The sequence below is a fragment of the Mitsuokella sp. AF21-1AC genome (assembly GCF_003458855.1).
Taxonomy (GTDB): domain Bacteria; phylum Bacillota; class Negativicutes; order Selenomonadales; family Selenomonadaceae; genus Mitsuokella.
Genome location: NZ_QRVW01000016.1, coordinates 25,806 through 47,631, shown reverse-complemented (window position 1 = coordinate 47,631; position 21,826 = coordinate 25,806). Strand labels below are relative to the sequence as shown.

The 21,826-nt window shown below is 58.9% G+C and carries 23 protein-coding genes and 1 CRISPR repeat array; of the genes, 17 read left to right on the top strand and 6 right to left on the bottom strand.

Going from position 1 to position 21,826, the window contains the following annotated elements; genetic code table 11:
• The first annotated feature begins 74 nt into the window (after positions 1 to 74).
• The 12 genes from DWX75_RS07255 (at position 75) to DWX75_RS07200 (ending at position 11,221) form a co-directional block, all read left to right on the top strand.
• On the top strand, positions 75 to 656 hold the full coding sequence (locus DWX75_RS07255; protein WP_118015666.1) for a hypothetical protein: 582 nt from the start codon (positions 75 to 77) through the stop codon (positions 654 to 656).
• A gap of 81 nt (positions 657 to 737) precedes the next feature.
• Positions 738 to 1,541 carry an energy-coupling factor transporter transmembrane component T gene (locus DWX75_RS07250; RefSeq protein ID WP_118015665.1) on the top strand — a complete coding sequence of 268 codons (804 nt, stop codon included), beginning with the start codon at positions 738 to 740 and terminating at the stop codon, positions 1,539 to 1,541.
• Positions 1,529 to 2,389 (top strand): energy-coupling factor ABC transporter ATP-binding protein, encoded by an 861-nt coding sequence (locus tag DWX75_RS07245; RefSeq protein ID WP_118015664.1) that lies wholly within the window; start codon positions 1,529 to 1,531, stop codon positions 2,387 to 2,389. Before DWX75_RS07250 ends, DWX75_RS07245 begins: the two co-directional genes overlap by 13 nt.
• Positions 2,376 to 3,209, top strand: a complete 834-nt coding sequence (locus DWX75_RS07240; protein ID WP_118015663.1) for an energy-coupling factor ABC transporter ATP-binding protein — start codon at positions 2,376 to 2,378, stop codon at positions 3,207 to 3,209. The genes DWX75_RS07245 and DWX75_RS07240 overlap by 14 nt, the downstream gene beginning before the upstream one ends.
• A complete protein-coding gene (locus DWX75_RS07235; RefSeq protein WP_118015662.1) occupies positions 3,206 to 4,468 on the top strand; it encodes a M20 family metallopeptidase in 1,263 nt (420 codons plus the stop codon). Before DWX75_RS07240 ends, DWX75_RS07235 begins: the two co-directional genes overlap by 4 nt.
• 16 nt (positions 4,469 to 4,484) lie before the next feature.
• Positions 4,485 to 5,234 carry a glutamine amidotransferase gene (locus tag DWX75_RS07230; protein ID WP_118015661.1) on the top strand — a complete coding sequence of 250 codons (750 nt, stop codon included), beginning with the start codon at positions 4,485 to 4,487 and terminating at the stop codon, positions 5,232 to 5,234.
• Between the two features lie 16 nt (positions 5,235 to 5,250).
• A complete protein-coding gene (locus tag DWX75_RS07225) occupies positions 5,251 to 6,411 on the top strand; it encodes a M20 family metallopeptidase (RefSeq protein WP_233519518.1) in 1,161 nt (386 codons plus the stop codon).
• 15 nt (positions 6,412 to 6,426) lie between these two features.
• On the top strand, positions 6,427 to 7,467 hold the full coding sequence (locus DWX75_RS07220) for a LacI family DNA-binding transcriptional regulator (RefSeq protein WP_118015660.1): 1,041 nt from the start codon (positions 6,427 to 6,429) through the stop codon (positions 7,465 to 7,467).
• A gap of 388 nt (positions 7,468 to 7,855) precedes the next feature.
• Positions 7,856 to 8,557, top strand: a complete 702-nt coding sequence (locus tag DWX75_RS07215; protein WP_118015659.1) for a hypothetical protein — start codon at positions 7,856 to 7,858, stop codon at positions 8,555 to 8,557.
• Between the two features lie 116 nt (positions 8,558 to 8,673).
• Positions 8,674 to 9,423, top strand: coding sequence for a phosphate ABC transporter ATP-binding protein PstB (pstB, locus tag DWX75_RS07210; RefSeq protein ID WP_118015658.1), 750 nt, complete (start codon positions 8,674 to 8,676; stop codon positions 9,421 to 9,423).
• 1 nt (position 9,424) lies between these two features.
• Positions 9,425 to 10,102: a phosphate signaling complex protein PhoU gene (phoU, locus tag DWX75_RS07205; RefSeq protein ID WP_118015657.1), complete on the top strand. Its 678-nt coding sequence runs from the start codon at positions 9,425 to 9,427 to the stop codon at positions 10,100 to 10,102.
• A gap of 210 nt (positions 10,103 to 10,312) precedes the next feature.
• A complete protein-coding gene (locus tag DWX75_RS07200) occupies positions 10,313 to 11,221 on the top strand; it encodes a DNA-binding protein (RefSeq protein WP_118015656.1) in 909 nt (302 codons plus the stop codon).
• Between the two features lie 19 nt (positions 11,222 to 11,240).
• Here the strand turns inward: DWX75_RS07200 and DWX75_RS07195 are convergent, their stop codons facing one another.
• The 3 genes from DWX75_RS07195 to DWX75_RS12290 form a co-directional block, all read right to left on the bottom strand.
• Positions 11,241 to 11,918 carry an NUDIX hydrolase gene (locus tag DWX75_RS07195; protein WP_118015655.1) on the bottom strand — a complete coding sequence of 226 codons (678 nt, stop codon included), beginning with the start codon at positions 11,916 to 11,918 and terminating at the stop codon, positions 11,241 to 11,243.
• Positions 11,919 to 12,058: 140 nt separating this feature from the next.
• Positions 12,059 to 14,026: a hypothetical protein gene (locus tag DWX75_RS07185; RefSeq protein WP_369974339.1), complete on the bottom strand. Its 1,968-nt coding sequence runs from the start codon at positions 14,024 to 14,026 to the stop codon at positions 12,059 to 12,061.
• A gap of 93 nt (positions 14,027 to 14,119) precedes the next feature.
• A CRISPR array of direct repeats spans positions 14,120 to 14,379; the repeat unit is 37 nt; unit sequence GTTTCAATACCGAAAACGGTATTAGGAGGGCTACAAT.
• A gap of 311 nt (positions 14,380 to 14,690) precedes the next feature.
• Positions 14,691 to 14,813 carry a hypothetical protein gene (locus DWX75_RS12290; RefSeq protein ID WP_255424263.1) on the bottom strand — a complete coding sequence of 41 codons (123 nt, stop codon included), beginning with the start codon at positions 14,811 to 14,813 and terminating at the stop codon, positions 14,691 to 14,693.
• A gap of 99 nt (positions 14,814 to 14,912) precedes the next feature.
• Between DWX75_RS12290 and DWX75_RS07180 the strand changes: the two genes are divergently transcribed.
• Positions 14,913 to 15,296 carry a type II toxin-antitoxin system RelE/ParE family toxin gene (locus DWX75_RS07180; protein ID WP_233519517.1) on the top strand — a complete coding sequence of 128 codons (384 nt, stop codon included), beginning with the start codon at positions 14,913 to 14,915 and terminating at the stop codon, positions 15,294 to 15,296.
• Positions 15,293 to 15,571 (top strand): helix-turn-helix transcriptional regulator, encoded by a 279-nt coding sequence (locus tag DWX75_RS07175; protein WP_118015653.1) that lies wholly within the window; start codon positions 15,293 to 15,295, stop codon positions 15,569 to 15,571. The genes DWX75_RS07180 and DWX75_RS07175 overlap by 4 nt, the downstream gene beginning before the upstream one ends.
• 28 nt (positions 15,572 to 15,599) lie before the next feature.
• Here DWX75_RS07175 and DWX75_RS07170 read toward each other — a convergent pair whose 3' ends face one another.
• The 3 genes from DWX75_RS07170 to DWX75_RS07160 are packed head-to-tail and all read right to left on the bottom strand — an operon-like array spanning position 15,600 to position 19,324.
• On the bottom strand, positions 15,600 to 15,788 hold the full coding sequence (locus tag DWX75_RS07170; RefSeq protein ID WP_199497544.1) for a hypothetical protein: 189 nt from the start codon (positions 15,786 to 15,788) through the stop codon (positions 15,600 to 15,602).
• Positions 15,789 to 15,807: 19 nt separating this feature from the next.
• On the bottom strand, positions 15,808 to 17,454 hold the full coding sequence (locus DWX75_RS07165; protein WP_118015652.1) for an ABC transporter ATP-binding protein: 1,647 nt from the start codon (positions 17,452 to 17,454) through the stop codon (positions 15,808 to 15,810).
• Positions 17,447 to 19,324: an ABC transporter ATP-binding protein gene (locus DWX75_RS07160; RefSeq protein WP_233519516.1), complete on the bottom strand. Its 1,878-nt coding sequence runs from the start codon at positions 19,322 to 19,324 to the stop codon at positions 17,447 to 17,449. The genes DWX75_RS07165 and DWX75_RS07160 overlap by 8 nt, the downstream gene beginning before the upstream one ends.
• Positions 19,325 to 19,630: 306 nt before the next feature.
• Between DWX75_RS07160 and DWX75_RS07155 the strand changes: the two genes are divergently transcribed.
• The 3 genes from DWX75_RS07155 to DWX75_RS07145 all read left to right on the top strand — a co-directional run bounded on the left by DWX75_RS07155 (position 19,631) and on the right by DWX75_RS07145 (position 21,825).
• Positions 19,631 to 19,954 carry a YerC/YecD family TrpR-related protein gene (locus tag DWX75_RS07155; protein ID WP_118015650.1) on the top strand — a complete coding sequence of 108 codons (324 nt, stop codon included), beginning with the start codon at positions 19,631 to 19,633 and terminating at the stop codon, positions 19,952 to 19,954.
• Positions 19,955 to 20,065: 111 nt separating this feature from the next.
• Positions 20,066 to 21,250: an ATP phosphoribosyltransferase regulatory subunit gene (gene hisZ, locus DWX75_RS07150; RefSeq protein WP_118015649.1), complete on the top strand. Its 1,185-nt coding sequence runs from the start codon at positions 20,066 to 20,068 to the stop codon at positions 21,248 to 21,250.
• Positions 21,247 to 21,825 carry an HD domain-containing protein gene (locus DWX75_RS07145; protein ID WP_118015648.1) on the top strand — a complete coding sequence of 193 codons (579 nt, stop codon included), beginning with the start codon at positions 21,247 to 21,249 and terminating at the stop codon, positions 21,823 to 21,825. The genes hisZ and DWX75_RS07145 overlap by 4 nt, the downstream gene beginning before the upstream one ends.
• The last annotated feature ends 1 nt before the right edge of the window (position 21,826 follow it).

Below are 21,826 nucleotides of genomic sequence, written 5' to 3'. Positions count from 1 at the left end.
AGAATCGGGCTTCAACGTTGGAAGTAAACTTGATGAAACGCTTAATCAATTTGTTTGAGATGGGAGTGTTAAACATGAAGAACATGGGCAAGTTAACGGTCTTTTTGATTCCTGTTGGCATCGCGGTCAACATTGTCGGCGGCCAGATCGCCATCCTCCTGAAACTGCCGATCTGGCTCGACGCCATCGGCACGATCTTAATCGGTGCCATTTGCGGCGTCGTTCCAGGTCTTATTGTTGCAGCCATCACACAGATCATCAATGCAATTTCTCTGCCGACGGTCCTGCCGTACATGGTGGTCGGCTTCGCCATGGCCATCGTCTCGGCTTATTTCACGAAGAAGGGCTTTTTCCATTCGTTCAAGCGTGCCGTGCTGCTCGGCATCATCATCGCCGTCATCACGACCTGCATCTCGGTACCGATTGATGTCCTCGTCTTCGGCGGCTTCATCGGCACGGGCAACAGCATCGTCGCAGCCGGCCTCATGACGCTCGGCCTTTCGGTGCCGGTGGCTGTCACCATCAGTTCCTTCACGTTCGGCCTTGTCGATAAGACGCTGAGCGTGCTCGTCAGCTACTTCATCATCAAGAGCATGCCGATGCACTTCCTCGCCAAGCTCCCGATGAGCGAATATATCCTGCCGGATAAGAAATGAGTACCGGTAAAATTTCATAACAGTTGCAATATGGATAAGGGGGGAGGGCTTTCCCCTTTATCCATATTTATTTGAAAGGAGATGAAGAGATTGGACTGGTCTTTTGCTCATGATTACTTAAAGCCGCGCCTCAAGGGCAATTTTGTCCTTGACCTGAACCCGATGAGCAAGGCGAATATCCTGATTGCGATCACATTATCCGCCTTCGTGGTATTTGACGTGGCGTATGCCTTTGCCCTCACGGCACTGATCCTCGTCTTTGCCGCGCTGGCAGGCAAATTCAAATCCTTCATGAAGGTGTATTGGAAAATCGTCGTGTTCTTCGCTTCGCTGCTGTTCCTCGTGCGTGCGGCGTTCACGAATGGCTCGACCGTCCTCTTTCAGATGGGCGGCATCCACGTCACGCCGGAGGGCATCCATCTCGGACTGATCTCGGCTGCCCTCGTCATGGAGTTCAGCGGCGCGTTCATCCTGTTCATGGAGACGACCGAGATGGATGAACTCGTCTACATGCTCGAGAAGAAGGGCATGTCGCACACGTTCTCCTACATCATTTTGTCGGCGTTCCAGACCATCAAGGACCTCAGCAAGTCCTCACAGACCATTATGGATTCGCAGCGCTGCCGCGGCATCGAGACGGAGGGCAGCATGCTGAACCGGGCCAAGGCGTTCGTGCCGGTGCTCGGGCCGCTCGTGCTCGGCGCCATCTCGAACGCCGAGGAAAAGAGCATCGCGATGGATGCGCGCGCGTTCTCGGCGCCGAGCAAGCATACGAGCCTGCTGCTCCTGCGCGAGGTGCCGACATCGGAGCATCTTCTTGTCTGGTTCTTTGACCTGGTGCTGATTTTGACCATAATCGGGAGGATTTACGTATGGATCGCATAGAACTCAAGCATGTGACATTCTCGTATACCCTGGCCGAGAACAAGGCGCTCGATGACGTTTCCTTCACGTTCGAGAAAGGCCGGTTCTACGGCGTCATCGGCGAGAATGGCGGCGGCAAGACGACGCTCTGCAACCTCCTGCGCGGCCTCATCCCGAATTTCTTCAAGGGGGATTTGTCAGGGCAGGTGCTCTACGACGGCACGGATATGAAGGACCTCGATGTCGATGCCCTGTCCGTCGATATCGGCTACGTCTTCCAGAATCCGTTCACGCAGATCAGCGGCGTCAAGAAAACCGTATTTGAAGAAGTCGCGCTCGGCCTCGAGAATCTCGGCGTGCCGCCCGAGGAGATCGTCAAGCGCGTCATCGATGTGCTGAAGCTCCTCGAGATCGAGCACCTCGCGCTGAACAATCCGACGGAGCTCTCAGGCGGACAGCGGCAGCGCGTGGCCTTTGCCTCGATCATCGTCATGGACCCCGATATCCTCGTCATCGATGAGCCGACCTCACAGCTCGACCCGGAAGGCTCCCGCCGCATCTTCGACATCATCGAGACGCTCAAGAAGCGCAACAAGACCATCGTTCTCGTCGAGCACAAGATCAACATGATCGCCATGTACTGCGATGAGGTGCTCGTCATGAAGGACGGGAAGCTCGTGCGCAGCGGCAGCGCCCAGGAGGTCCTCTCCGATGTCTCGCTGCCCTCGCTCGGCGTCAAACTGCCGGAGGCCGCGCAGCTTGCCTATGATCTCGCCGACAAGGGCATGCCGCTTCAGGGCATCCCCATTACGGATGAGGCCTGCTGCCGGATGATACAGGAAAGGTGGGGTATCCATGGAGGGAATTGAATTTCAGGACGTGTCCTTTCACTATCCGAACGGCTTCCTCGCCAACGAAGGCCTGAACCTCAAGGTCCGTCCGGGCGAGCGCGTGGCCATCATTGGCCAGAACGGCGCGGGCAAATCGACGGCGGCCAAGATGATGAACGGCCTCTACAAGCCCACGCAGGGCAAGGTCCTCGTCAACGGCATCAATACGAAAGAGAAGACGACGGCCCAGATTGCGCGCATGGTCGGCTACGTCTTCCAGAACCCCGATGAACAGATCTTCAACAGTACGGTCATCAAGGAAATCGAGTACATGCCGCGCTACTTCCATCTGCCCGAGGAAGAGATCAAGGCGCGCACGGAAGAGGTGCTGTCCCTGACGGGGCTGGAGCACTGCCGGGACATGAATCCGTTCGACATCTCATATTCCACGCGCAAGTTCGTGACCATCGCGGCGGTGCTGGCGACAAAGCCCCTGTACACGATCTGGGATGAGCCGACGGCCGGCCAGGACTGCAAACATACGGTCATCCTGCGCAAGATTCTCGACTACCTGCAGGAGCGGGGCGTCGGCGTCGTCGTCATCACGCACGACATGGATTTCGTCGTCAACACGTTTGACCGCATCGTCGTCATGGCCAACAAGCACATCATTGCCGACGGGACGCCCAAAGAGATCTTCAGCCGCGAGGAAATCATCCGGGAGTCCTGCATCAGCCGCCCGCAGGTCGGCAATATCGCCCATGAGGCGGGCATTGAGCAAACCATCCTGTTCCGTCAGGAACTCGTTGCGTATCTGAGCGATTGGGAGTCAAAGCGAAAGGAGAGACAGCAATCATGACAGATCTCATGAAATCCATTGAAGCCCATCGGGACGATTATGTCGAGCATCTCGTCAAACTGGTCCAGTGCGATACCCATGACATCGACCACGGCATCGGCGGCGGTCTCGAGAAGAACGGCCAGGAATACCTCCGGACCGTCTTCGAGGAGCTCGGCGCTTCCCGTATAAAGGAGGACCCGCTGACGGAAGACGTCATCACGGCCTGCCGGGAAAAGTACCACGAGGGCAATCCCGGACACGATTACAAGGATCGCTACAATCTCTATGCGTCGTTTCCGGGAACGGGCGAGAAGAGCATCCTGTTCGACGGCCATGTCGACAGCATGCCGGCCGGCAATCACGACAACTGGCTGCATGATCCCTACGGCGGCGTCATCGAGGCGGGCAAACTCTACGGTGTCGGTGCCTGCGACATGAAGGCGGGCCTCATGGCCTCCATCATGGCCGTCAAGGCGCTGCAGGATGCGGGCATCGAGCTTCCCGGCACGGTGAAGATCGCGTCGGTCTGCGACGAGGAAGGCGGCGGCAACGGTTCGCTCGTGGCCGCCATGCACGGTGAGAAGGCCGATGCCGTCGTCGTCTGCGAGCCGACGGATTACGAGCTCATCGCGGCGCATATGGGCTGGGTGTTCTTCAAGGTGGAGACGGAGGGCATTGCCGTGCATTCCGGCCTCAAGCTCAAGGGCGTCAATGCCATCGACAAGATCATCAAGATCATCCATGCGCTTGAAGAGATGGAACACCGCTGGCTGCTGACGTACAAGCATCCGCTGCTGCCGCCGCCGTCCGGCAATGTCGGCGTGATCACGGGCGGCGATGCCGGCTCGACGGTGCCGGATTACTGCAGCATCCAGCTCTGCGTCCACTACCAGCCGGGCATGACGTATGATCAGGTGGTCAAGGAGTTTACGGACGCCGTCATGCTCTGTGCCGATGGCGATGCCTGGCTCCGCGAGCACCGCCCGAAGGTCAGCGTCTACCAGACGGGCAATCCGTTCGAGATGGACCTTGCACATCCGTTCGTCAAGGTCTTCCGCGATTCGTTCCGCGAGGCCATCGGACGTGAGGTACCGATCGTGGGCTCGCCGGCAGGCTGCGATTCCCGCACCTGGCGCAACATCGCGGGTTGCCCGACGCTGCAGTACGGCCCGGGCCGCCTCGCACAGTGCCATGCCGTCAATGAATATGTGGAAATCCAGCAATATATCGATGCCATCAAGATTTACGCATCGCTTATCCTGAACTGGTGCAAATAAACAAGGAGGGGTTTTTATGCAGAAGAAAAAGATTTTAGTCGGCGGTGAATCCTGGACGAGTTTCACGACGCATGTCAAAGGGTTCGATACGTTTACGACGAGTGTCTATGAAGAAGGCATCGAGTTTTTGGCGCGTGCCATCGACCATGCCGGCTATGAGCTTGTCTATCTGCCGGGCCAGCATGTGGCGGAGCGGTTCCCCTGGACGCCGGAAGAACTGTCGGAGTACGCCTGCGTCGTGCTTTCCGATATCGGCTCGAATACGCTCCTCCTGGCCGATGAAACCTTCAAGGAAGGCCGCAAGATGCCGAACCGCTGCCAGTCCATCGCGACGTATGTCAAAAACGGCGGCGCCTTCCTGATGGTCGGCGGCTATCTTTCCTTCTCCGGCATCGACTGTAAGGCACGTTACGGCAAGACGGCCATCCAGGACATCCTGCCTGTCATCTGCCTGCCGGACGACGACCGCGAGGAGCATCCGGAGGGCGTGACGCCAACCGTCGAGCATGCGCATCCCGCCCTTGCCGCAGTTCCTCATGAGTGGCCGCATTTCCTCGGCTACAACAAGACGCTGCCGCGCGAGGGCTGTGATGTGCCGGTGACGATTGCAGGGGACCCGCTCGTGGCCTTCGGCTCGTTCGGCAAAGGGCGTTCGGCAGCCTTTACGTCTGACTGCGCGCCGCACTGGGGCCCGAAGGAATTCCTCGATTGGCAGGGCTACGATCTGCTCTGGAAAGGGATTTTCGATTATCTGACGCAGAAATGAGAGGGGAAATGCGGTCATGGCAACGATGAGGCAGGAGGAAGAAGCATTGGCGCTCCTGAAACGTCTGGTGGAGACGGATACGCAGAATCCGCCGGGCCGGGAAAGCCGTCTGGCCGATTTCCTGACGGAGTTCCTCCAAGGGACGCATGCCACGCTGCAGCGGATTCCCTGCCGCGAGACGGGGCGTGACAGCCTGGTGGCGCGCCTGCGGGGCACGGGAGAAAAGCGGCCGCTGATCCTCTGTGGTCACATGGATACCGTGCCTTCCGGTGATGAAACGGCCTGGAGTGTGCCGCCAATCGCGCTCACCATCCGGGATGGCAGGGCGTATGGCCGCGGCACGAGTGATATGAAGAGCGGCCTCGCGGCCATCGCGTACGCCTTTCGCCAGGCGGCACGCCGGGACGAGCTGCCGCAGGGCGACATTTACCTTGCGGCGACGGCCGACGAAGAATCCGGCGGCCTCGGCGCGGCGGCCATGAGCCCGCATCTTCCGCTGAGTACGGGTGTCGTCTGCATCGCCGAGCCGACGGATAATGCCATCGGCATCTCGGCCAAAGGCACGCTGTGGCTCAAGGCCCGCATCCAGGGCCGCACGGCCCACGGCGCCTACCCGGAGCGCGGCATCAATGCCATCAATATGGCGTATGAGCTGCATCGTGGGCTCGCGGCCTTCTGCGCGCGGCATGAAGATCCGCTGCTCGGGCCTGCCACCTGCACCCTCACGGGCATCCGGGGCGGCGTCAAAGCCAATATGGTCGCCGATGCCTGTACGCTCACGATGGACATCCGCACGACGCCGGACCTTCCGAATGAGGCGGTGCTCGCGGAAGCGAAGCGCCTTGCGGGAGAGCTCAGCAAGGCTCATCCTGGCCTGCAGCTGGCCTTCTCGGTCCAGAATGACCGCGCGGCCGTACAGGTGGCGCCGGATGCTCCTGAAGTCCGGCTTCTCGCCCGCATGATTGCGGAGGAGACGGGGAAGGAGCCCGTTTACAAGGGTATCAAATTCTTCTCCGATGCTTCAATCTTCGTGCGGACGAATCCTTTGGTGCCGTGCATCCAGTTCGGCCCCGGACGCGAGGATCATGCGCATATCGTCGATGAATATGTGGAGCTCTCGTCGTATTTTTCCTCGATCTTGTGCTATAATAAGCTGTTAGCAAATTATTTTGGATGATGAGGAATCGAGCCTATGCCTACTACTCTAAAAGATATTGCCAAAGCCACGGGGCTGTCGACGACGACGGTCTCCCTGGTCCTCAATGGGAAGCCGCATCGTATTTCGCAGGAGAAATGCCGGCTCATCAAGGAGACGGCAAAGAAAATGGATTACCATCCCAACCGGCTGGCAGTGGGCTTGATCAAGCATGAGACGAAAACCGTGGGGCTCATCCTGCCCGACATCACGAATGTCTTCTTTTCGGAGGTGGCAAAGGGCCTGGAAGATGTCCTGCGGGAACATGGCTACCATTTGCTTTTGTGCAATTCCAACGATCGTCACGAGCAGGAAATCTCGGCCATCCGCATGATGAACAATCAGATGGTGGACGGGCTCATCATCGTCATGTCCTCCGAGACGGTGGGGGAGAAAGAAAAGCAGACCTTCGCGGCGCTGAAGCGCATGAAGCGCCCTGTGGTGCTCATCGACTGCTTCAATGAGAGCGGCGGCTTCAGCACCATTTCCATTGATAACTTCAAGGCCTCGTACATCGCGGTGGAGTATCTCGTGTCGCTCGGGCACCGGCGCATCGCCTGCATCTGCGGCCCCCTGGGGCTCAAGACGAATGACGACCGCCTGCGCGGCTACACGGCAGCACTGTCGGACAGCGGGATCCCGTTTGAGAAGGCCCTGATCTGTCAGGGTGATTTCCGCTATCAAAGCGGCTACGACGCCATTCCCGTGCTGCTGCCGAAAAAGCCCACGGCCGTCCTCTGCCTCAACGACATGATGGCCTACGGCGCGATGAATGCACTCAACAATCAGGGCATCCGCGTGCCGGAGGACGTGTCCGTCATGGGCTTCGACGACATCTTTTTCTCGCAGATCACGAGCGTGCCGCTGACGGTGATCCGCCAGCCCGCCTCCGAGATGGGGCAGAAAGCCGGCCAGGTCCTGCTGGCCGAATTGTCGGCTCATGCCGAGCCGCAGCAGATCGTCTTCGAACCGGTCATCCGCGTGCGCAAGAGCACGAAAGCCGTCAATAACGGGAACGGGCCCCTGGGCGTTTGCTGATCTTGCCGGTATAGAAATCATCCCGTCCGTGCTGAGCCGTTTTCTGGCTGTGAAACGTCACGATGAAAAGTCCTGCCTCACTGGCAGGGCTTTTTCGTTTGCCCTGTTCTGCTGCGGGTGGAGCGCGCGGTTGTCTAGTCAGCGACGAAAACGATGTTGGGCAGTATTTTGTTTCGTTCTGTTTTATGATAGAATAGATTTGTTACTGACAGAAGAAACGCCCCAGAGGGCCTAACTCCGGGGCGTTTCGTTTGCGTGTGATACACGCGTTGACTTCTTCTTAGCCTATGATTATTATACTACGGGCTATCCAAGAAAACAAGATGTTTGCCTTTTATATGTACTTTTATGTACTTTCGTAGTGATTCAGCTCGAAAGGAGATATGATATGGAAGCGAAACAAGAACAGCCGGCGGTGATGGTGCGCGTCCGGCAGCTTCAGGCGGCGATGGAGCGGTACCGGCAGGGGCTTTCGGAAGTCACTGGGGACATCGGGACGCTTCATGCGCAGCTTGAGAAGTTGCATGAGACCCTGCAGGCAGAAGACGCCGCCAGGGTGCTCGCGCGCTATGACGAGCAGCTCGAGGCCCTGCAGGAGGAGGCGGGAAAGGCCGCGTGCCATCTGCAGGAACTCGATGACAGCCGGGCGGAAGAAGCGGGGCAGTTCCAGCACGTCTCGGAATTTGCGGCAGCCGTGCAGAATTTCACGGCCAGCATGGAGGACTTCAACCAGCGGGCCGACGCCCTGAGCCAGAAGCTTTACCACAAGGACTTCAACAATGCCGTCAAGGCGCAGCAGACGCTTGCCGCCGATGCCAAGCGGGAAAAGGACCGCGAGCTTCGCCATGTCACGGACCATGACTTCGATATCCTGAAGGAACAGTATCAGGCGTCGCTTGCAAATTGTGCGCAGCAGGAGCTCGTGCGCGCGTACCTGCAGGCCGCCGGCCGCCTCCTGCTCGGGGCCAGGCTTCGCCATGCGGAACGCGAGGCCCTGCACGGCCTCATGCTCAAGCTGCAGCACAGCGACAGCAAGGCCCTGCAATCGTTCCTCGATGACGTGCTGCAGCGGTGCGGCAAGACGATTTAACATAGAATTTACATCCCAGCAACAAACGGAATTCCTCCTTACGCTACAATGAAGATGTTGAAACGGCGTTCCGGCATATACAGCCGGAATAATTTCGGTTCGAGGAGGAACTTTCTATGAAGATGAAGGCAGAGAACCTCAACCTGTTCTACGGGGATCATCAGGCGCTGTTTGATGTGACCCTTGAGGTTCCAGAAAATAAAGTTGTCGCACTCATCGGCCCTTCCGGCTGCGGCAAATCGACCTTCCTGCGGACGTTGAACCGCATGAACGATCTCATCGATGGCGTGCGCATCGATGGCAAGATCACGCTCGATGATGAAGACATTTACCGCGAAGGCGTCGATCTCGTCAACCTGCGCAAGCGCGTGGGTATGGTTTTCCAGCGCCCGAACCCGTTCCCGATGTCCATCTACGACAACGTCGCATATGGCTGCCGCGTGCACGGCCTCACGGACAAGAAGCGTCTCGATGAGATCGTCGAGAAGAGCCTGCGCGGCGCCGCACTCTGGGATGAGGTCAAGGACCGCCTCAACGCATCGGCCATGGGCATGTCCGGCGGCCAGCAGCAGCGCCTCTGCATCGCGCGCGTCATGGCCGTCGAGCCGGAGGTCGTGCTGATGGACGAGCCGTGCTCGGCCCTCGACCCGATTTCCACGATGAAGATCGAGGAGCTCGTGCAGGAAATCAAGAAGGAATACACGATCGTCATGGTCACGCACAACATGCAGCAGGCGGCCCGTGTCTCCGATTACACGGCCTTCTTTCTCAACGGCAAGCTCATCGAGCATGACACGACGGACACCATCTTCACGAAACCCCATGACAAGAAAACGGAAGACTACATTACAGGGAGGTTCGGCTGATATGGAACGGCAGACGAGACAGGAATACATCCATGACCTGGAGGTCGTGCAGGATCTGGTGGCCTCAATGGGCGACAAAGCCCTGCTGGCCGTGGAGCGCGCCATGAAGGCACTCCTCGAGAACGATACGGCCCTTGCGCATAAGGTCATGCACGATGATGATGATATCGACGACATGATCATCAAGGTGGAGGATCAGTGCATCCTCCTGATCGCGAAGCAGCAGCCGATCGCCCATGACCTGCGCGTCATCGCGACGGGCTTCAAGATCTCAACGGACATCGAGCGCATCGGCGACCACGCCTTTGATATCGCCAAGACGGTATCCGCCGTCGAGGTGCCGCTTGACCCCGAGTGCCTGCGCTGGGTCAAGATGCTGGGCGAGTGCGCCATCGATATGCTGCGCATGGCCGTCAAATCCTACCGCGACAAGGACGTCCAGCTCGCCGACAACGTGCGCAAGATGGACAAGAAGATGGATGACGTTTTCGAGCACACGTTCTACGCGCTGTCCGACTTCGTCACGCATGAGGCAACGCGCCAGAAACGCCTGACGCAGCTGCTCTTCATCGCCCGCTTCCTCGAGCGCATCGGCGACCACGCCGTCAACATCGCCGAGTGGGTCATCTACCTCGAAACGGCGGAACGCATTCACCAGAAAAAGAACCGCATTATCTGATTGCAGATCCTGTCTGGAAGACAGAACAGCCACTTTGGAAAATCTTCGGATTTCCCAAGGTGGCTTTTTATGTCTTCACAATGAATGGAATGGTGAAGACGCTCTTTTTGCCGCTATCGGCAAATTATGTCGTAAAACATATTATTTTTATAATATAATTTGCCGATAACGGTATGTTGTGCGATAATAAGAGGAAAGGAGGGCGATGAAATGGAGTATGTATCTGTCGAAGAAACGGCAAATCGTTGGGGGCTTTCCGCACGGACGGTGCGGAACTATTGCCGTTTGGGCAAGGTTCCTGGGGCACATCAGGTGGGGCGTGCCTGGCTGATACCTGCACAGGCACAACGCCCGGCCCGTAAGGCGCGGGTATCGAAACAAGCAGATAAGATGACACTTTTAGATATTCTGCAGGCGGAGTGTGCCAGACATCAGAAGGGTGGCATTTATCACCGCGTACAGATTGATATGACGTACAATTCGAATCATATCGAAGGCAGCCGGCTGACACACGAGGAGACGCGCTACATTTTTGAGACGAATACGATTAGCCGGGAGATGCCCGTTAATGCAAACGATATCGTCGAGACGATGAACCATTTTCGATGCATGGATTGGATCATCGAGATGGCCCGGCATCAATTGAGCGAGAAGATGATCAAGGGGCTGCACCTCATGCTGAAGAATGGCACGACGGACAGCCGCCAGAGCTGGTTTGCCGTGGGCGGCTATAAGAAACTGCCCAACACGATTGGAGAGCAGGAAACGACGGCGCCGAAGCAGGTATCCGCTGCCATCCGCGCATTGCTTTCCTGGTATAAAGAAATCCAGCACCCAACTTTCGATGATTTGCTCGAGTTCCATGTCCGGTTTGAACGCATCCACCCCTTCCAGGATGGCAACGGACGTATCGGCAGGCTGATTTTGTTCAAGGAATGTCTGCGCACGAACCACATCCCCTTCATCATTACCGATGATCTCAAATATTATTATTATCGCGGACTGAAGGAGTGGGGCAGAGAAGCAGGATATTTGCGTGACACTTGCCTGACGGCACAGGATCGTTTCCGCAAATTGCTTGCTTACTACCGGCCAGACTTTGTTAAGATGCAGCCGTAAGAAGCAGGGTTATTGCCATTCATTCGATGCGTGTCTGCCAGTTGGTGTCAGCGGCGGCGTCGAAGCAGCGGTCGATTTGTTCGCGGCTCGTCTTTTCTTCGGCGATGTTTGCGGGCAGCTCGCGGCGTGCGAAATAGTGCGTTTCGATTGTTTCGATGTTGGGCTGGAAGGAGCCGCCGAGGGCCCGGCAGAGCGAGAAGATTTTGATGATGCCGTAGGGGTTGTTGATTTTATTGTGGCGGCGCCAGTCGTCGATGGCGATGACGCGCTCGACTTCGACGTCGAGGCCGGCCTCTTCCTTGGCTTCCTTGATGGTGTTGCTGGCAATCGACTGGTCGACGTCGCACCAGCCGCCCGGCAGCGTCCATTTGCCGGAGCTCTCGCGGACGAGCAGGATCTTGCCGTCCTCAAAGATGGCGGCGCGGGTATCGAGTTTTGGCGTCTGGTAGCCTTCCTCGTTGCAGAAGAGTTCCCGAATCCTTGCAAGGGGCAGGTCGGCCTGCGCGGCCATCATGCGGGCGGCGATGTCCCGGATTTCCGTGTAGCGTTCTAGGTCAAAGCGGTCGCGCCCGTAGTGGAGCCCGGCCTGGGCGAGGCTCTGGAGCCTTACGATCCAGTCGAGCCATTGCTGCTGACTGGCTGTGATGAGCCGCGTTTCGTTCCCGCTTTTTTCTTTATGCTTCTGGTCCTGGTTCATGTTATCGGCACCTTTCCGTTTGCTTCGCTTGAATGTTTTTGGCATGTATCTACATGTATCTATAGAATATTTCTGCAAGCCGAACGCGTTTCCTGCTTTTTGCGCTCGTTTCTTGCTGCTGGCGGCAGGATGCGGCTTTTTCAGTCGTCCTGCGGCCGTGCGGAGGCATCTGGCCTCGCAGACAGCGTGAGGATGTCGCGGAGGGAAATCCATTTTCCGCTGGTCAGGAGCAGGCCGTTGTGGGCGGTATCGATGGTCTTGAGCTGCCCACTGGTGGTCACGTAGAGGCCGCCTCCGGCCGCCAGGTCTTCCTGGAACCAGGTGATGGTGACGGCCGGCCGATCCTCAATATGCGCGGAAAGTGCCTGCAGGCGCTGGTCCAAGCGCGCTTTTTCGTCGTCGGAGAGCTCGATGCGCTGCACGAGCGGCCGCGTCGTCTCGGCCAGCGCGTCTTCGTAGCCGGTCAGGGCTGCAAAGGGGGCGAACTGCGCGGCCCGCTTTGCGCGCGGCATCTGCGGATGGCGGGATGAGACGTGGTGCGGCAGGTGGATGATGTCCGCATACGTTTGATTCTTCGTCATGCCTTGTGGCCTCCAATCTGTCCGTTCCGCTCGATCATCGTGGCGCCGTCCTGAAGGTTGGCGGCCCGCAGCAGGGCGTTCTTGCCGTATTTCCCTTTGATGGCCAGGATGGCGTTCTGAACGGATTTTTCCTTTTGCTCGTCCTGTTTTTCCTGTTCCTGCTGTTTCGCTTCGGCGGCGTAATCGCGGAAGAGGTCGAGTTCTTCTGCCTGCGGCTGCCTGCGGCTTTTCCTGCGCCTGCGTGCCTTCCGGCTGCGTGTGGTTGGCGACGAGTGTGATGCGCCGCACGAGCAGAGCGGGATCGGTGATCTTGTCAAAGAGTTCCATCACTTTGGCGAGGATGAGCCTGCTGGAGGAGGTGTATTTCCCGAGGGCGAGCGAGCCGTGGGCGGCCTTGGGAACGGTCCTGCCGTAACGATCGATATGCACCGGGCCGCGGTAGGCCGGACGGCCCTTTTCGCTTTTGAGGTTTTCCCGGTCGTAGCCAACGGTCAGGACCATCTGATCCGTGACGAGGTGTCTGGCCACGAGGTCCAGGGCGAGCTGGTCGGCCATCTCCCAGGCCACGAGGCGTGCCTTGTCATGCGGATAGGGGGACTGCAGGACCTGTCCGGACCCCAGGCTGTGATTTTCCGGCTGATACGCCTTGATGTCGGCCATCGTGCAGGGCTCCCAGCCCCAGGCGTGATCGATGAGCAGTTCCGCGTTGACGCCAAACAGCCGGTACAGCAGGTCTTCGTTGTAATAGTCCGCCTGGCTGCCGAGCGAACAGCGGGCAATGTCGCCCATCGTCCGCAGACCCTGTTCCAGGAGTTTTTGGGCGTAGCCTTTGCCGACGCGCCAGAAATCGGTGAGGGGCTGATGATGCCAGAGTTCCTGCCGATAGCGAAGCTCGTCGAGTTCGGCGATGCGCACGCCGTCTTCATCGGCCGGGACGTGCTTGGCCACGATGTCCATGGCCACTTTTGCGAGGTAGAGGTTCGTACCGATGCCGGCCGTGGCCGTGATGCCCGTCTCAGCGAGGATGGAGCGGATCATGTTGCGCGCAAGCTGATGCGCCGTCAGCTTGAAGTGCCGCAGGTAGTTCGTCACGTCGAGGAAGACTTCGTCAATGGAATAGACATGAATGAGCTCCGGGGCGACATAGCGCAGGTAAATCTGGTAGATTCGCGTGCTGTACGCCATGTAGAGGGCCATGCGCGGCGTGGCCTTGATGTAGTCGACGGCATATTCCCGGTGCTGCGCGAGTTCTTTGGCATCGGCGGATTTCCCCGTCAGCGTGTGGCCGGGTGCGTGAAACCGCCGCTGGCTGTTTACGTCCCTGATGCGCTGCACGACTTCGAACAGGCGCGGACGGCCCGGAAGGCCATAGGCCTTGAGCGACGGCGAAACGGCCAGACAGATGGTCTTTTCCGTCCGCGTCGGATCCGCCACGACGAGATTCGTCGTCAACGGATTGAGTCCCCGTTCCCGGCATTCGACTGAGGCGTAGAAAGATTTGAGGTCAATGGCAAGATAAGTGGGCATACGCGTTCCTTTCGTTTATGTTCAAAAAATCCCCGATTACATATGGATTTGTTGAATCTATATGTAATCGGGGATTTTTAATTTGATGATGATGGGAGAAAACCGAAAACGGTATTAGGAGGGCTACAATTCAGTCTGTACCTAGCTTTGATGAAGCTCTTGCAGAATGTTTCAATACCGAAAACGGTATTAGGAGGGCTACAATGAATTCCAAAATTCTGCGTTACGATCATCCTATTCTAAGTTTCAATACCGAAAACGGTATTAGGAGGGCTACAATTCGAAATCGTTAATGTGTTCTTTTCCGGTCTCGAGGGTTTCAATACCGAAAACGGTATTAGGAGGGCTACAATACTGTGCCCCTGAGCCCTTGGGGTTACTGGCCCCAGATTAGTAAAGTGGAAAACCTCAGTCGTTTTTCGGTTTTTCGAACGCTGCGATGAAAGCCCGTGTTCGCTTTTCAAGCAAATCAGATTGCGAGAACGCTTGACTAACAAGGCTTGGCGGTGTTCGGTGAAAAAACGGAAAACCTGGGGCGTTTTTACCCCTTAAAATGGTTTTCTATAGTTTGCAGTATACCATCATGGGAATATTTTGTCAAATTCTCGGGCAGCGAAGTATGTCGGTTTTCCTGTTTTTGCTACTCGTGCAGAACGGTCTGGCGTCAAAGGTCATGCCGGATGGAATGGATGATGCCGGAGATAAAACCGGCAATCCCGGCAATGAGACAGAGCAGCGCAAGAATGGACCCGAACATGATAGCTGCATACAACAGAAATGAAATCATGGTGAGCACTCCTTTTTAATCGAATCCCTGGTGCGTAACTATGGATATGGAGATGAATTTGCATTATGATAGCATTCGTGCTATCATAATGATAAGAACATGAAGGAAATCATGATGTATACAATTGAATTTTATGAAGACCAGCACGGTGAATCAGAAATTTGGAATTTCTTGGAAACGTTGAGAATAAAAAGTGAAACCAACAAAGATGCTCGTATTCAGTACAACCAGATTCTCTTTTATATCGACCTGCTTGCCAAAAACGGTACCAATCTGCCGGCTAATATCACGAAACATCTGGAAGAAGATATCTGGGAACTGCGTCCAAGAAACAATCGTGTCTTTTACTTCTATTATGATGAGAGCCAGTATGTGCTTCTTCATCATTTCCGCAAAAAATCACAGAAAACACCGAAACGGGAAATTACTCGCGCCAAGGCAGAACGTGACGATTACATCCGTCAGAAGGGGGAAGAACCATGAGAACATGGGCAGACTATAAAAATCATGTAAAAGCAGTTAGTGAGGAAGAACGCCGCAATATGGAGGAAATTGAAGAAGTAAGCGATATTGTTTCTTCTATCATCCAGCGAAGACAGGAACTGGGCATCAGTCAGCGCGCCCTTGCGGAGCGGTGTGGTATTCCCCAGTCTTCGGTAGCCCGCATCGAGACCTTGAAGACAACGCCAAAACTCGATACGCTTGTCAAACTCATGCAGGCCCTTAATCTAAAACTCCAAGTTTCCGCTGTCGGGTGAACACGGATGGAACTCGTGCAAGACAGTTTCAATCGAGCTCTATGTCCTCCTCTGGCAAGGCATTAAGGTCGATGCCGTTTTGGGCGGTGACCTTTTCGAAGGGGATGGTATCGGCAGGATCGTAGTGTTTCAGTCGTTCTGCGGCCGTGCGGAGAAGTTCGGCGTTGTAATCGTCCGGGGACAGCAGGACGCATTCTGGTGGATTGTTTTTCATCATAACAGTTGCACACTCCTTTTCATGGCCGCCGGAGCTCGAGGAGGCGGCCGCCGGTGGTTTCGTAGAGGCGGTGGGAGATGGAGAGCACGGCGCGGTCCCTGCAGGCCCGTTTGAGGGCTGCAAGGACCTGTTTCTCGGTGGCGGCGTCGAGGCTGGCGGTGATCTCGTCGAGCAGCAGCAGGCGCGGGTGCTTGACGATGGCGCGCGCGATGCCGAGCAGCTGGAGCTGGCCCTGGGAGAAGCCGGCGTCTTTGAGGGGCGTCGCGAGGCCCTGCGGCAGGCTTTGGCAAAGGGAGAGGAGTCCCGTGAGCGCGAGGGCCTGCCGGACTTCTTCATCTGAGATGCCGGGATCGCCGAGCGTCACCTGCTCGCGGATGCCGCCGCGGACGGGGCAGAATTCCTGCCAGACGCAGCCGATGAGGCGGCGCCGGTCACGTTCGGCGATTTCTGCGGGAGCGAGGCCGGCGATGCGGATGCTGCCTGCGCGCGGCGCGTAGAGGCCGAGCACGAGCTTGAAGAGCGTGCTTTTGCCGATGCCGGTCCGGCCCGTGAGCGTGACGTGCTCGCCCTCGCGGATGGTCAGGGAGAGGTGCGAGAATAGGTCGGGGTCCTCGCCGTAGCCAAACGCGAGGTCCTCGATGACGAGCGGCGGCAGCTTGGAGGAGGCTGCCGCTTTTTCGTCTGCGCATTTTTTCGGCACTTCGGGCATGAGCGGCAGGGCAAAGAAGTCCTGCAGGCGGCGGATGCCCGCGACGGCCGACTGGATGCTCTGGATCTCCATGCCGATGGCCTCGAGCGGCGTGAAGATGCGGCGCACGTAGGCGATGAGGGCGACGACGCTGCCGACGGTCATGCCGAACCATTCCTGCAGCGTGCCGCTCGTGACGGAGAGGGCCATCATGAGGCAGATGATGGCCGTGCCGCTCGTGAGGATGATCGGGGAGTAGATGGAGTCGCAGAAATTGCTGCGCTCCATGGCCGCGAAGCTCTGCCGGATGGCGCGCAGGTAGCGCGTGTGCATGTAGCCTTCCTGCTGGCAGAGGTGGATCGTGCAGATGTTCGCAACGGTCTCAGGAATGAGGGCATTGGTCTTCGCGATGGCCCGGCGGTTGTCGAGCTGGGCCTGCAGCATGCGGCGCTGGAAGTAGCGCGTGAGCAGGAAGAGAAGCGGCAGGCAGAGGAGGAGCAGCACGCCGAGGCCGGGGCTAAGGTGGCTGACGACGGCGAGGATGCTGACGATGGTGAAGGCGTCGGCAAACATGCTGACGATGCCCGAGTCGAAGAGGTTCTCGAGCGTGTCGACGTCGTTGACGAAGAGCGAGGTCACCTGGCCGGGCTCCTGCGTGACGAAATAGGAGGCGGGCAGCCGGCCGAGCCGCCGGCACATGGCGGAGCGGACGCCGTGCGTGATCTTCTGGCCGAGGACGGTGATGAGCGTTTCTCTGCCCGTGTCGATGAGGCCGGAGACGGTGCAGAGCGCGAAATAGAGGACGCCGAGGAGGAGCAGGGCGTCGGGGGCGATATTCCCCGCGGCCAGGCCGTCGACGGCCCGCTGCAGCACGAGGGGCGGCGCGATGCTCACGGCGATGGAGGCCGCGATGACGGCGGCGAGTCCCAGGAGACGCGGCCACTGCTGCCGCAGGATCGAAAGGATGCACTCACGCATGGCGGCCACATCCTTTCTCAGCTTCGCTGATGTTTTTTGCTGTGCGGCCTGCTGGCTCTGCCGGCGTGCTGCGGGTTCCCGGTGCCTCAGCCGGAGGCGATGGGAGCTGGCCGGCCGCTGGCGGCTCGTGCCCTTTTACGCCGTCCGGCCCGCCGCGGTGCTGGAGGTCATAGAGCCTGCGGTACGTGTCATTTTCGCGGTAAAGCGCGGCGTGCGTGGAGACGATGGCTTCGCCCGTGCCCGTCAGGCAGATGACCTGGTCGAGCTTGGGGAAAACGGCGAGCCGGTGCGAGATGAGCAGGATGACGGCGTGCGCGTGATGGCGCCGCAGGCTCTCGAGGATGGCCGCCTCGACCGCGTAATCGACGGAGGCAAACGGGTCGTCGAGTACGAGGAGCGGCGCATTTGTAAAGAGCGTGCGCGCGAGCACAAGCCTTGCCTGCTGGCCGCCCGAGAGCCTGAGACCGCCGGGCCCGATCCTCGTTTCAAGCCCCTCGGGGAAGTCCAGGAGGTCCTTCATCAGGCAGACATCTGCCAGCACCTCCGAGATGTCCCGCGTGCTGCCGAAGCGCACGTTCTCGGCAAGCGTGCCCGCGAAGAGCTCCGGCACGTGGCCCATGTAGCCGACAATGCCGAGCGGCGGGCGGTGCCCCGGACCGATTTCCTCCGCGCCGAAACAGATGTGGCCGCCGTGCGGGACATCCGCGAGAAACAGTCGGCCGAGCGTCGTCTTGCCCGAGGCCACGGGCCCCGTGATGCCGATGATCTCGCCGGGGCGCGCCGTAAACGACAGATGGGAAAAGACGGGGGATTTTTCGCCGGGATACGTGAAGGAGAGGTCCCGGACGCGCAGCACGGCGGGCCGGGCCATGGGACGCGGCGCCGGCAGCTCCTGCCCTTCGCCGCCGAAGAAGCCCCGGATGCGCCGCCACGACACCTGGGCCTTCTGGACGGCGTTGAAGAGCTTGGCGCCGTGCGAGGCCTTGACCGCGAGCTTCAGGAAGCAGGCGAGGTACGTCGAGAACGCGGCGATGTCCCAGGCCGTGAAGCCCTGGCCGAGGACGTTCCTGCCGCCCTGCCAGATGATGAGGACGGTGCCGGTAAGCGCGATGATGCGGTAGAGGGGCTGCAGCGCGTTTTCGTAGAGGTTCGCGCGGATCATGGCCTGCTCGTACTGCTGCAGGGCCTCTTCGCAGCGGCGGTCTGCATTCGTCTCCTCGCCGTACAGGCGGTATGTCAGCGCATTGCGGGTGCGGTCGAGCGTGACGCCTGAGAGCAGGCCGCTCTTTTCCTTGCTGAGGGCCGCGGCACGCGCGACGCGGCGGCGCAGGAAACTGGCGATCACGTAGGCGATGGGCGGGAAGACGAGCACGCAGAGCGTCAGGCGCCAGTCGTAATAGAGCAGCATGATGAGGTAGGCGACCATAACGACGCCCGTGTCGAAGACCTCCGTCGTCGCCTTGCGCATGCCCTCGACACACGTGTCGATGTCGGCGATGACCTTCGTCATGAGGCTGCCCGTATCCTCGTGCGCGAGCTTACCTGACGGCATCTGTACGAGGCGGCGGTAGAGCCGGTCACGCATGGCGAGGCTGACGTTGTTGGCGAATTTCCTCACGTAGAGCCGCTTGAAATAGCGCGCGCCCTGCACGACGAGGATGACGAGGAGGTAGAGCGCGCAGAGCCGATACATGTCAGAAGCCGTGCTGTGCCCGCCGAAGATGTCGTAGAGGCCCTGCGCGAGCTGCCCGTCGAACCACGGAGAGGCGATCATGCCGACATTGTAGAGCAGGCCGCTCGCGGTCACGATGGCGAGCGGCCGCTTTTCCTGCTGGAAATAATAGCGGATGGAGTCAGGAGACGTCTTCAAGGCAAACACCCCGCAATCAAATCGTTTCTTCCTATTAAATATGGCAATATTTCCGCTTTTCCAAGACATGGATGAATTTCGACAAAAGAATTACAAAATCCTGTGTCCTGCCGGTCGTATTATTAAAATCTGTAACATTTTTTCAGCGACACCTTTTCTTTTGTCTCCTGCTGTGCTATAATGACATTAAATTTTCACAGACTAAAGGAATAAAGACGGAAAGTTTCGCAGCGGGCGGGGCTTTTCGGGAGAATTTGTTTTGATAAGGAAGCTGAGGAAGCTGAGATAGAGGAGGCAAGGAAGGGTATGGTAAACCCAAAACTCAAGGATGAGCTCAACGACCAGCTCTGCCAGGCGATGCTCTCGCTGCAGACGGTGGACGAATGTTACCAGTTCTTCGAGGATATCTGCACGATCAGCGAGCTCAAGGCGATGAGCCAGCGGCTCGAGGTCGCGCGCATGCTGCGTGCCGGCCACACGTACGACGACATCGTCGCACGCACGGGCGCGAGCACGGCGACGATCAGCCGCGTCAAGCGCTGCCTCAATTACGGCGCGGACGGCTACCACATCGTGCTCGACCGGCTCGCACCGGGCGAGGACGCGCAAAAACACGCGCGGCAGAAGTGAGACATCCTGCGGCCGGGACGCCCGATGCCAGCAGATGGCAGGAGCCGGCAGATGAGATGACCGCAATCCGGCTATGACCGGATGACTATGACCTGATTAGGAGAGAACAACATGGAAAACCAGAAATTTGCCCTTGAGATCCCGTATGGTACGCGCGACTTCCTGCCCGTCGAGGCAGCGGAGAAGCGGGCCATCGAGGCGGAGCTCGCCTCGCTCTTTGCCGAGTGGGGCTATGACGAGGTCGTCACGCCGACGATCGAATACCTCGAGAACCTGACGCGCGGCACCGACCGGGAGCTCGAGCAGCATCTCTTCAAGCTCTTTGACAAGGACAACCGCACGGTGGCGCTGCGCCACGAGATGACGACGCCAATCGCGCGCCTCGCCGCGAGCCGCCTGCGCGACTACCCGCAGCCCCTGAAGCTCTCGTACATCAGCAGCGCGTTCCGCTACGAGCAGACGCAGGCGGGCCGCCAGTGCGAGTTCCATCAGGGCGGCGTCGAGCTCATGGGCAGTGCGACGGCCTTTGCCGATGCCGAGGTCATCGCGCTGGCCATCCAGGGCCTCTTGCGCGTCGGCCTCAAGGATTTCACAATCTGCCTCGGCCAGGTCGAGTTCGTCACGGGCATCATGAATCAGTTCCAGCTCGCGGCGGCGACGCAGGAGAAGCTCAAGGCCGCCATGGAGAAGCACAACCTCGTCGCGTTCGGCGAGATCGTCGCGGGGCTTGACCTCCCCGAGAAGGCCCGCGAGACGCTCAACCGCCTGCCGCTCTTGAATGGCGGCGCGGAGCTTTTGCAGCAGAGCTATGCGCTCGCGCTCAATGAGCAGAGCCGCCGCGCGCTCGACAACCTCGCAGCCATCTACCGCCTGCTCCAGTCGTACGGCGTTGAGCAGTACGTGCGCTTCGACCTCGGCATCATCCGCGACTTCAGCTACTACACAGGCATGGTCTTTGAGGCGTATACGCCGGGCCTCGGCTTCCCGCTCGCGGGCGGCGGCCGCTACGACCACCTGCTCTCGGAGTTCGGCACGGCCTGCCCGGCGACGGGCTTTGCAATCGGCATCGAGCGCATCCTGCTCGCGCTGACGCGCCAGGGCCTCGAGAAGCCCGACCAGCCCAAGGATGTCTACCTGAGCTATGCGGCAGGCCGGGAAGCGGAGGCCATCACGAAGGCACAGGAGCTGCGCGATGCCGGCAAGGTCGTCGAGCTTGCCCTCATGGGGCAGACCCGCGCGGAAGCGGCCGCCATGCAGCAGGCCAAGGGCTACGACGAGCTGGTGTATCTCGGATGAGAAGGCATGGTGCAGGGCGGGAAGGAAAACTTTGGCGCCTGCCGGGGGCAAGGCGCGTGCGCCAGTTTGCGCGTGCCATGACGGAGCACATGACGGGGGATGACTGGCGCCACGTGCAGGCCCTGCTGCCGGCTGACGCCCTGCCGCTTTTCCGCGCGATGCATCCGGCGGATCAGTGCCACGTGCTGCATGTGGAGCGCACGGCGGAGGAGATGGCTGAGCGCGAAGGACTTTCGCGTGAGGAACGGGCGCTTCTCGCGCGCTGCGCGCTCCTGCATGATGTGGGACGCGTCAGGGGGGACCTCGACGTCATGGGCAAGGTCTTCGCCGTGCTCGTGATGCACGGCCTGCCCGCCGTCGGCAGACGGATGATGTGCCGTGACGCACATGTGCCGTGGCAGAAACTCGGCCATGCGCTCTACGTCTACCGCCATCATCCATCCATCGGCGCCGCGAAGCTCCGCGCCGCCGGCCTTGCCGAGGAAGCCGCCATCATCGCGCAGCACCACGAGCCGCCGAGCCTTTTAGACCCGCCCGTCCTGCGCATCCTCAAGGCCGCCGATGAACAGAACTAGA

Excerpts from the sequence above, each read along its gene's own strand:
- DWX75_RS07220 (WP_118015660.1), top strand. The coding sequence starts at position 6,427 with ATGCCTACTACTCTAAAAGATATTGCCAAAGCCACGGGGCTGTCGACG.
- phoU (WP_118015657.1), top strand. The coding sequence starts at position 9,425 with ATGGAACGGCAGACGAGACAGGAATACATCCATGACCTGGAGGTCGTG.
- DWX75_RS07155 (WP_118015650.1), top strand. The coding sequence starts at position 19,631 with ATGGTAAACCCAAAACTCAAGGATGAGCTCAACGACCAGCTCTGCCAG.
- DWX75_RS07145 (WP_118015648.1), top strand. The coding sequence starts at position 21,247 with ATGAGAAGGCATGGTGCAGGGCGGGAAGGAAAACTTTGGCGCCTGCCG.
- DWX75_RS12290 (WP_255424263.1), bottom strand. The coding sequence starts at position 14,813 with ATGATTTCATTTCTGTTGTATGCAGCTATCATGTTCGGGTCCATTCTT.
- DWX75_RS07215 (WP_118015659.1), top strand. The coding sequence starts at position 7,856 with ATGGAAGCGAAACAAGAACAGCCGGCGGTGATGGTGCGCGTCCGGCAG.
- DWX75_RS07225 (WP_233519518.1), top strand. The coding sequence starts at position 5,251 with ATGGCAACGATGAGGCAGGAGGAAGAAGCATTGGCGCTCCTGAAACGT.
- DWX75_RS07180 (WP_233519517.1), top strand. The coding sequence starts at position 14,913 with ATGAAGGAAATCATGATGTATACAATTGAATTTTATGAAGACCAGCAC.
- DWX75_RS07195 (WP_118015655.1), bottom strand. The coding sequence starts at position 11,918 with ATGAACCAGGACCAGAAGCATAAAGAAAAAAGCGGGAACGAAACGCGG.
- DWX75_RS07230 (WP_118015661.1), top strand. The coding sequence starts at position 4,485 with ATGCAGAAGAAAAAGATTTTAGTCGGCGGTGAATCCTGGACGAGTTTC.
- DWX75_RS07250 (WP_118015665.1), top strand. The coding sequence starts at position 738 with ATGAAGAGATTGGACTGGTCTTTTGCTCATGATTACTTAAAGCCGCGC.
- hisZ (WP_118015649.1), top strand. The coding sequence starts at position 20,066 with ATGGAAAACCAGAAATTTGCCCTTGAGATCCCGTATGGTACGCGCGAC.
- DWX75_RS07255 (WP_118015666.1), top strand. The coding sequence starts at position 75 with ATGAAGAACATGGGCAAGTTAACGGTCTTTTTGATTCCTGTTGGCATC.
- DWX75_RS07175 (WP_118015653.1), top strand. The coding sequence starts at position 15,293 with ATGAGAACATGGGCAGACTATAAAAATCATGTAAAAGCAGTTAGTGAG.
- pstB (WP_118015658.1), top strand. The coding sequence starts at position 8,674 with ATGAAGATGAAGGCAGAGAACCTCAACCTGTTCTACGGGGATCATCAG.
- DWX75_RS07185 (WP_369974339.1), bottom strand. The coding sequence starts at position 14,026 with ATGCCCACTTATCTTGCCATTGACCTCAAATCTTTCTACGCCTCAGTC.
- DWX75_RS07165 (WP_118015652.1), bottom strand. The coding sequence starts at position 17,454 with ATGCGTGAGTGCATCCTTTCGATCCTGCGGCAGCAGTGGCCGCGTCTC.
- DWX75_RS07170 (WP_199497544.1), bottom strand. The coding sequence starts at position 15,788 with ATGATGAAAAACAATCCACCAGAATGCGTCCTGCTGTCCCCGGACGAT.
- DWX75_RS07235 (WP_118015662.1), top strand. The coding sequence starts at position 3,206 with ATGACAGATCTCATGAAATCCATTGAAGCCCATCGGGACGATTATGTC.
- DWX75_RS07245 (WP_118015664.1), top strand. The coding sequence starts at position 1,529 with ATGGATCGCATAGAACTCAAGCATGTGACATTCTCGTATACCCTGGCC.
- DWX75_RS07240 (WP_118015663.1), top strand. The coding sequence starts at position 2,376 with ATGGAGGGAATTGAATTTCAGGACGTGTCCTTTCACTATCCGAACGGC.
- DWX75_RS07200 (WP_118015656.1), top strand. The coding sequence starts at position 10,313 with ATGGAGTATGTATCTGTCGAAGAAACGGCAAATCGTTGGGGGCTTTCC.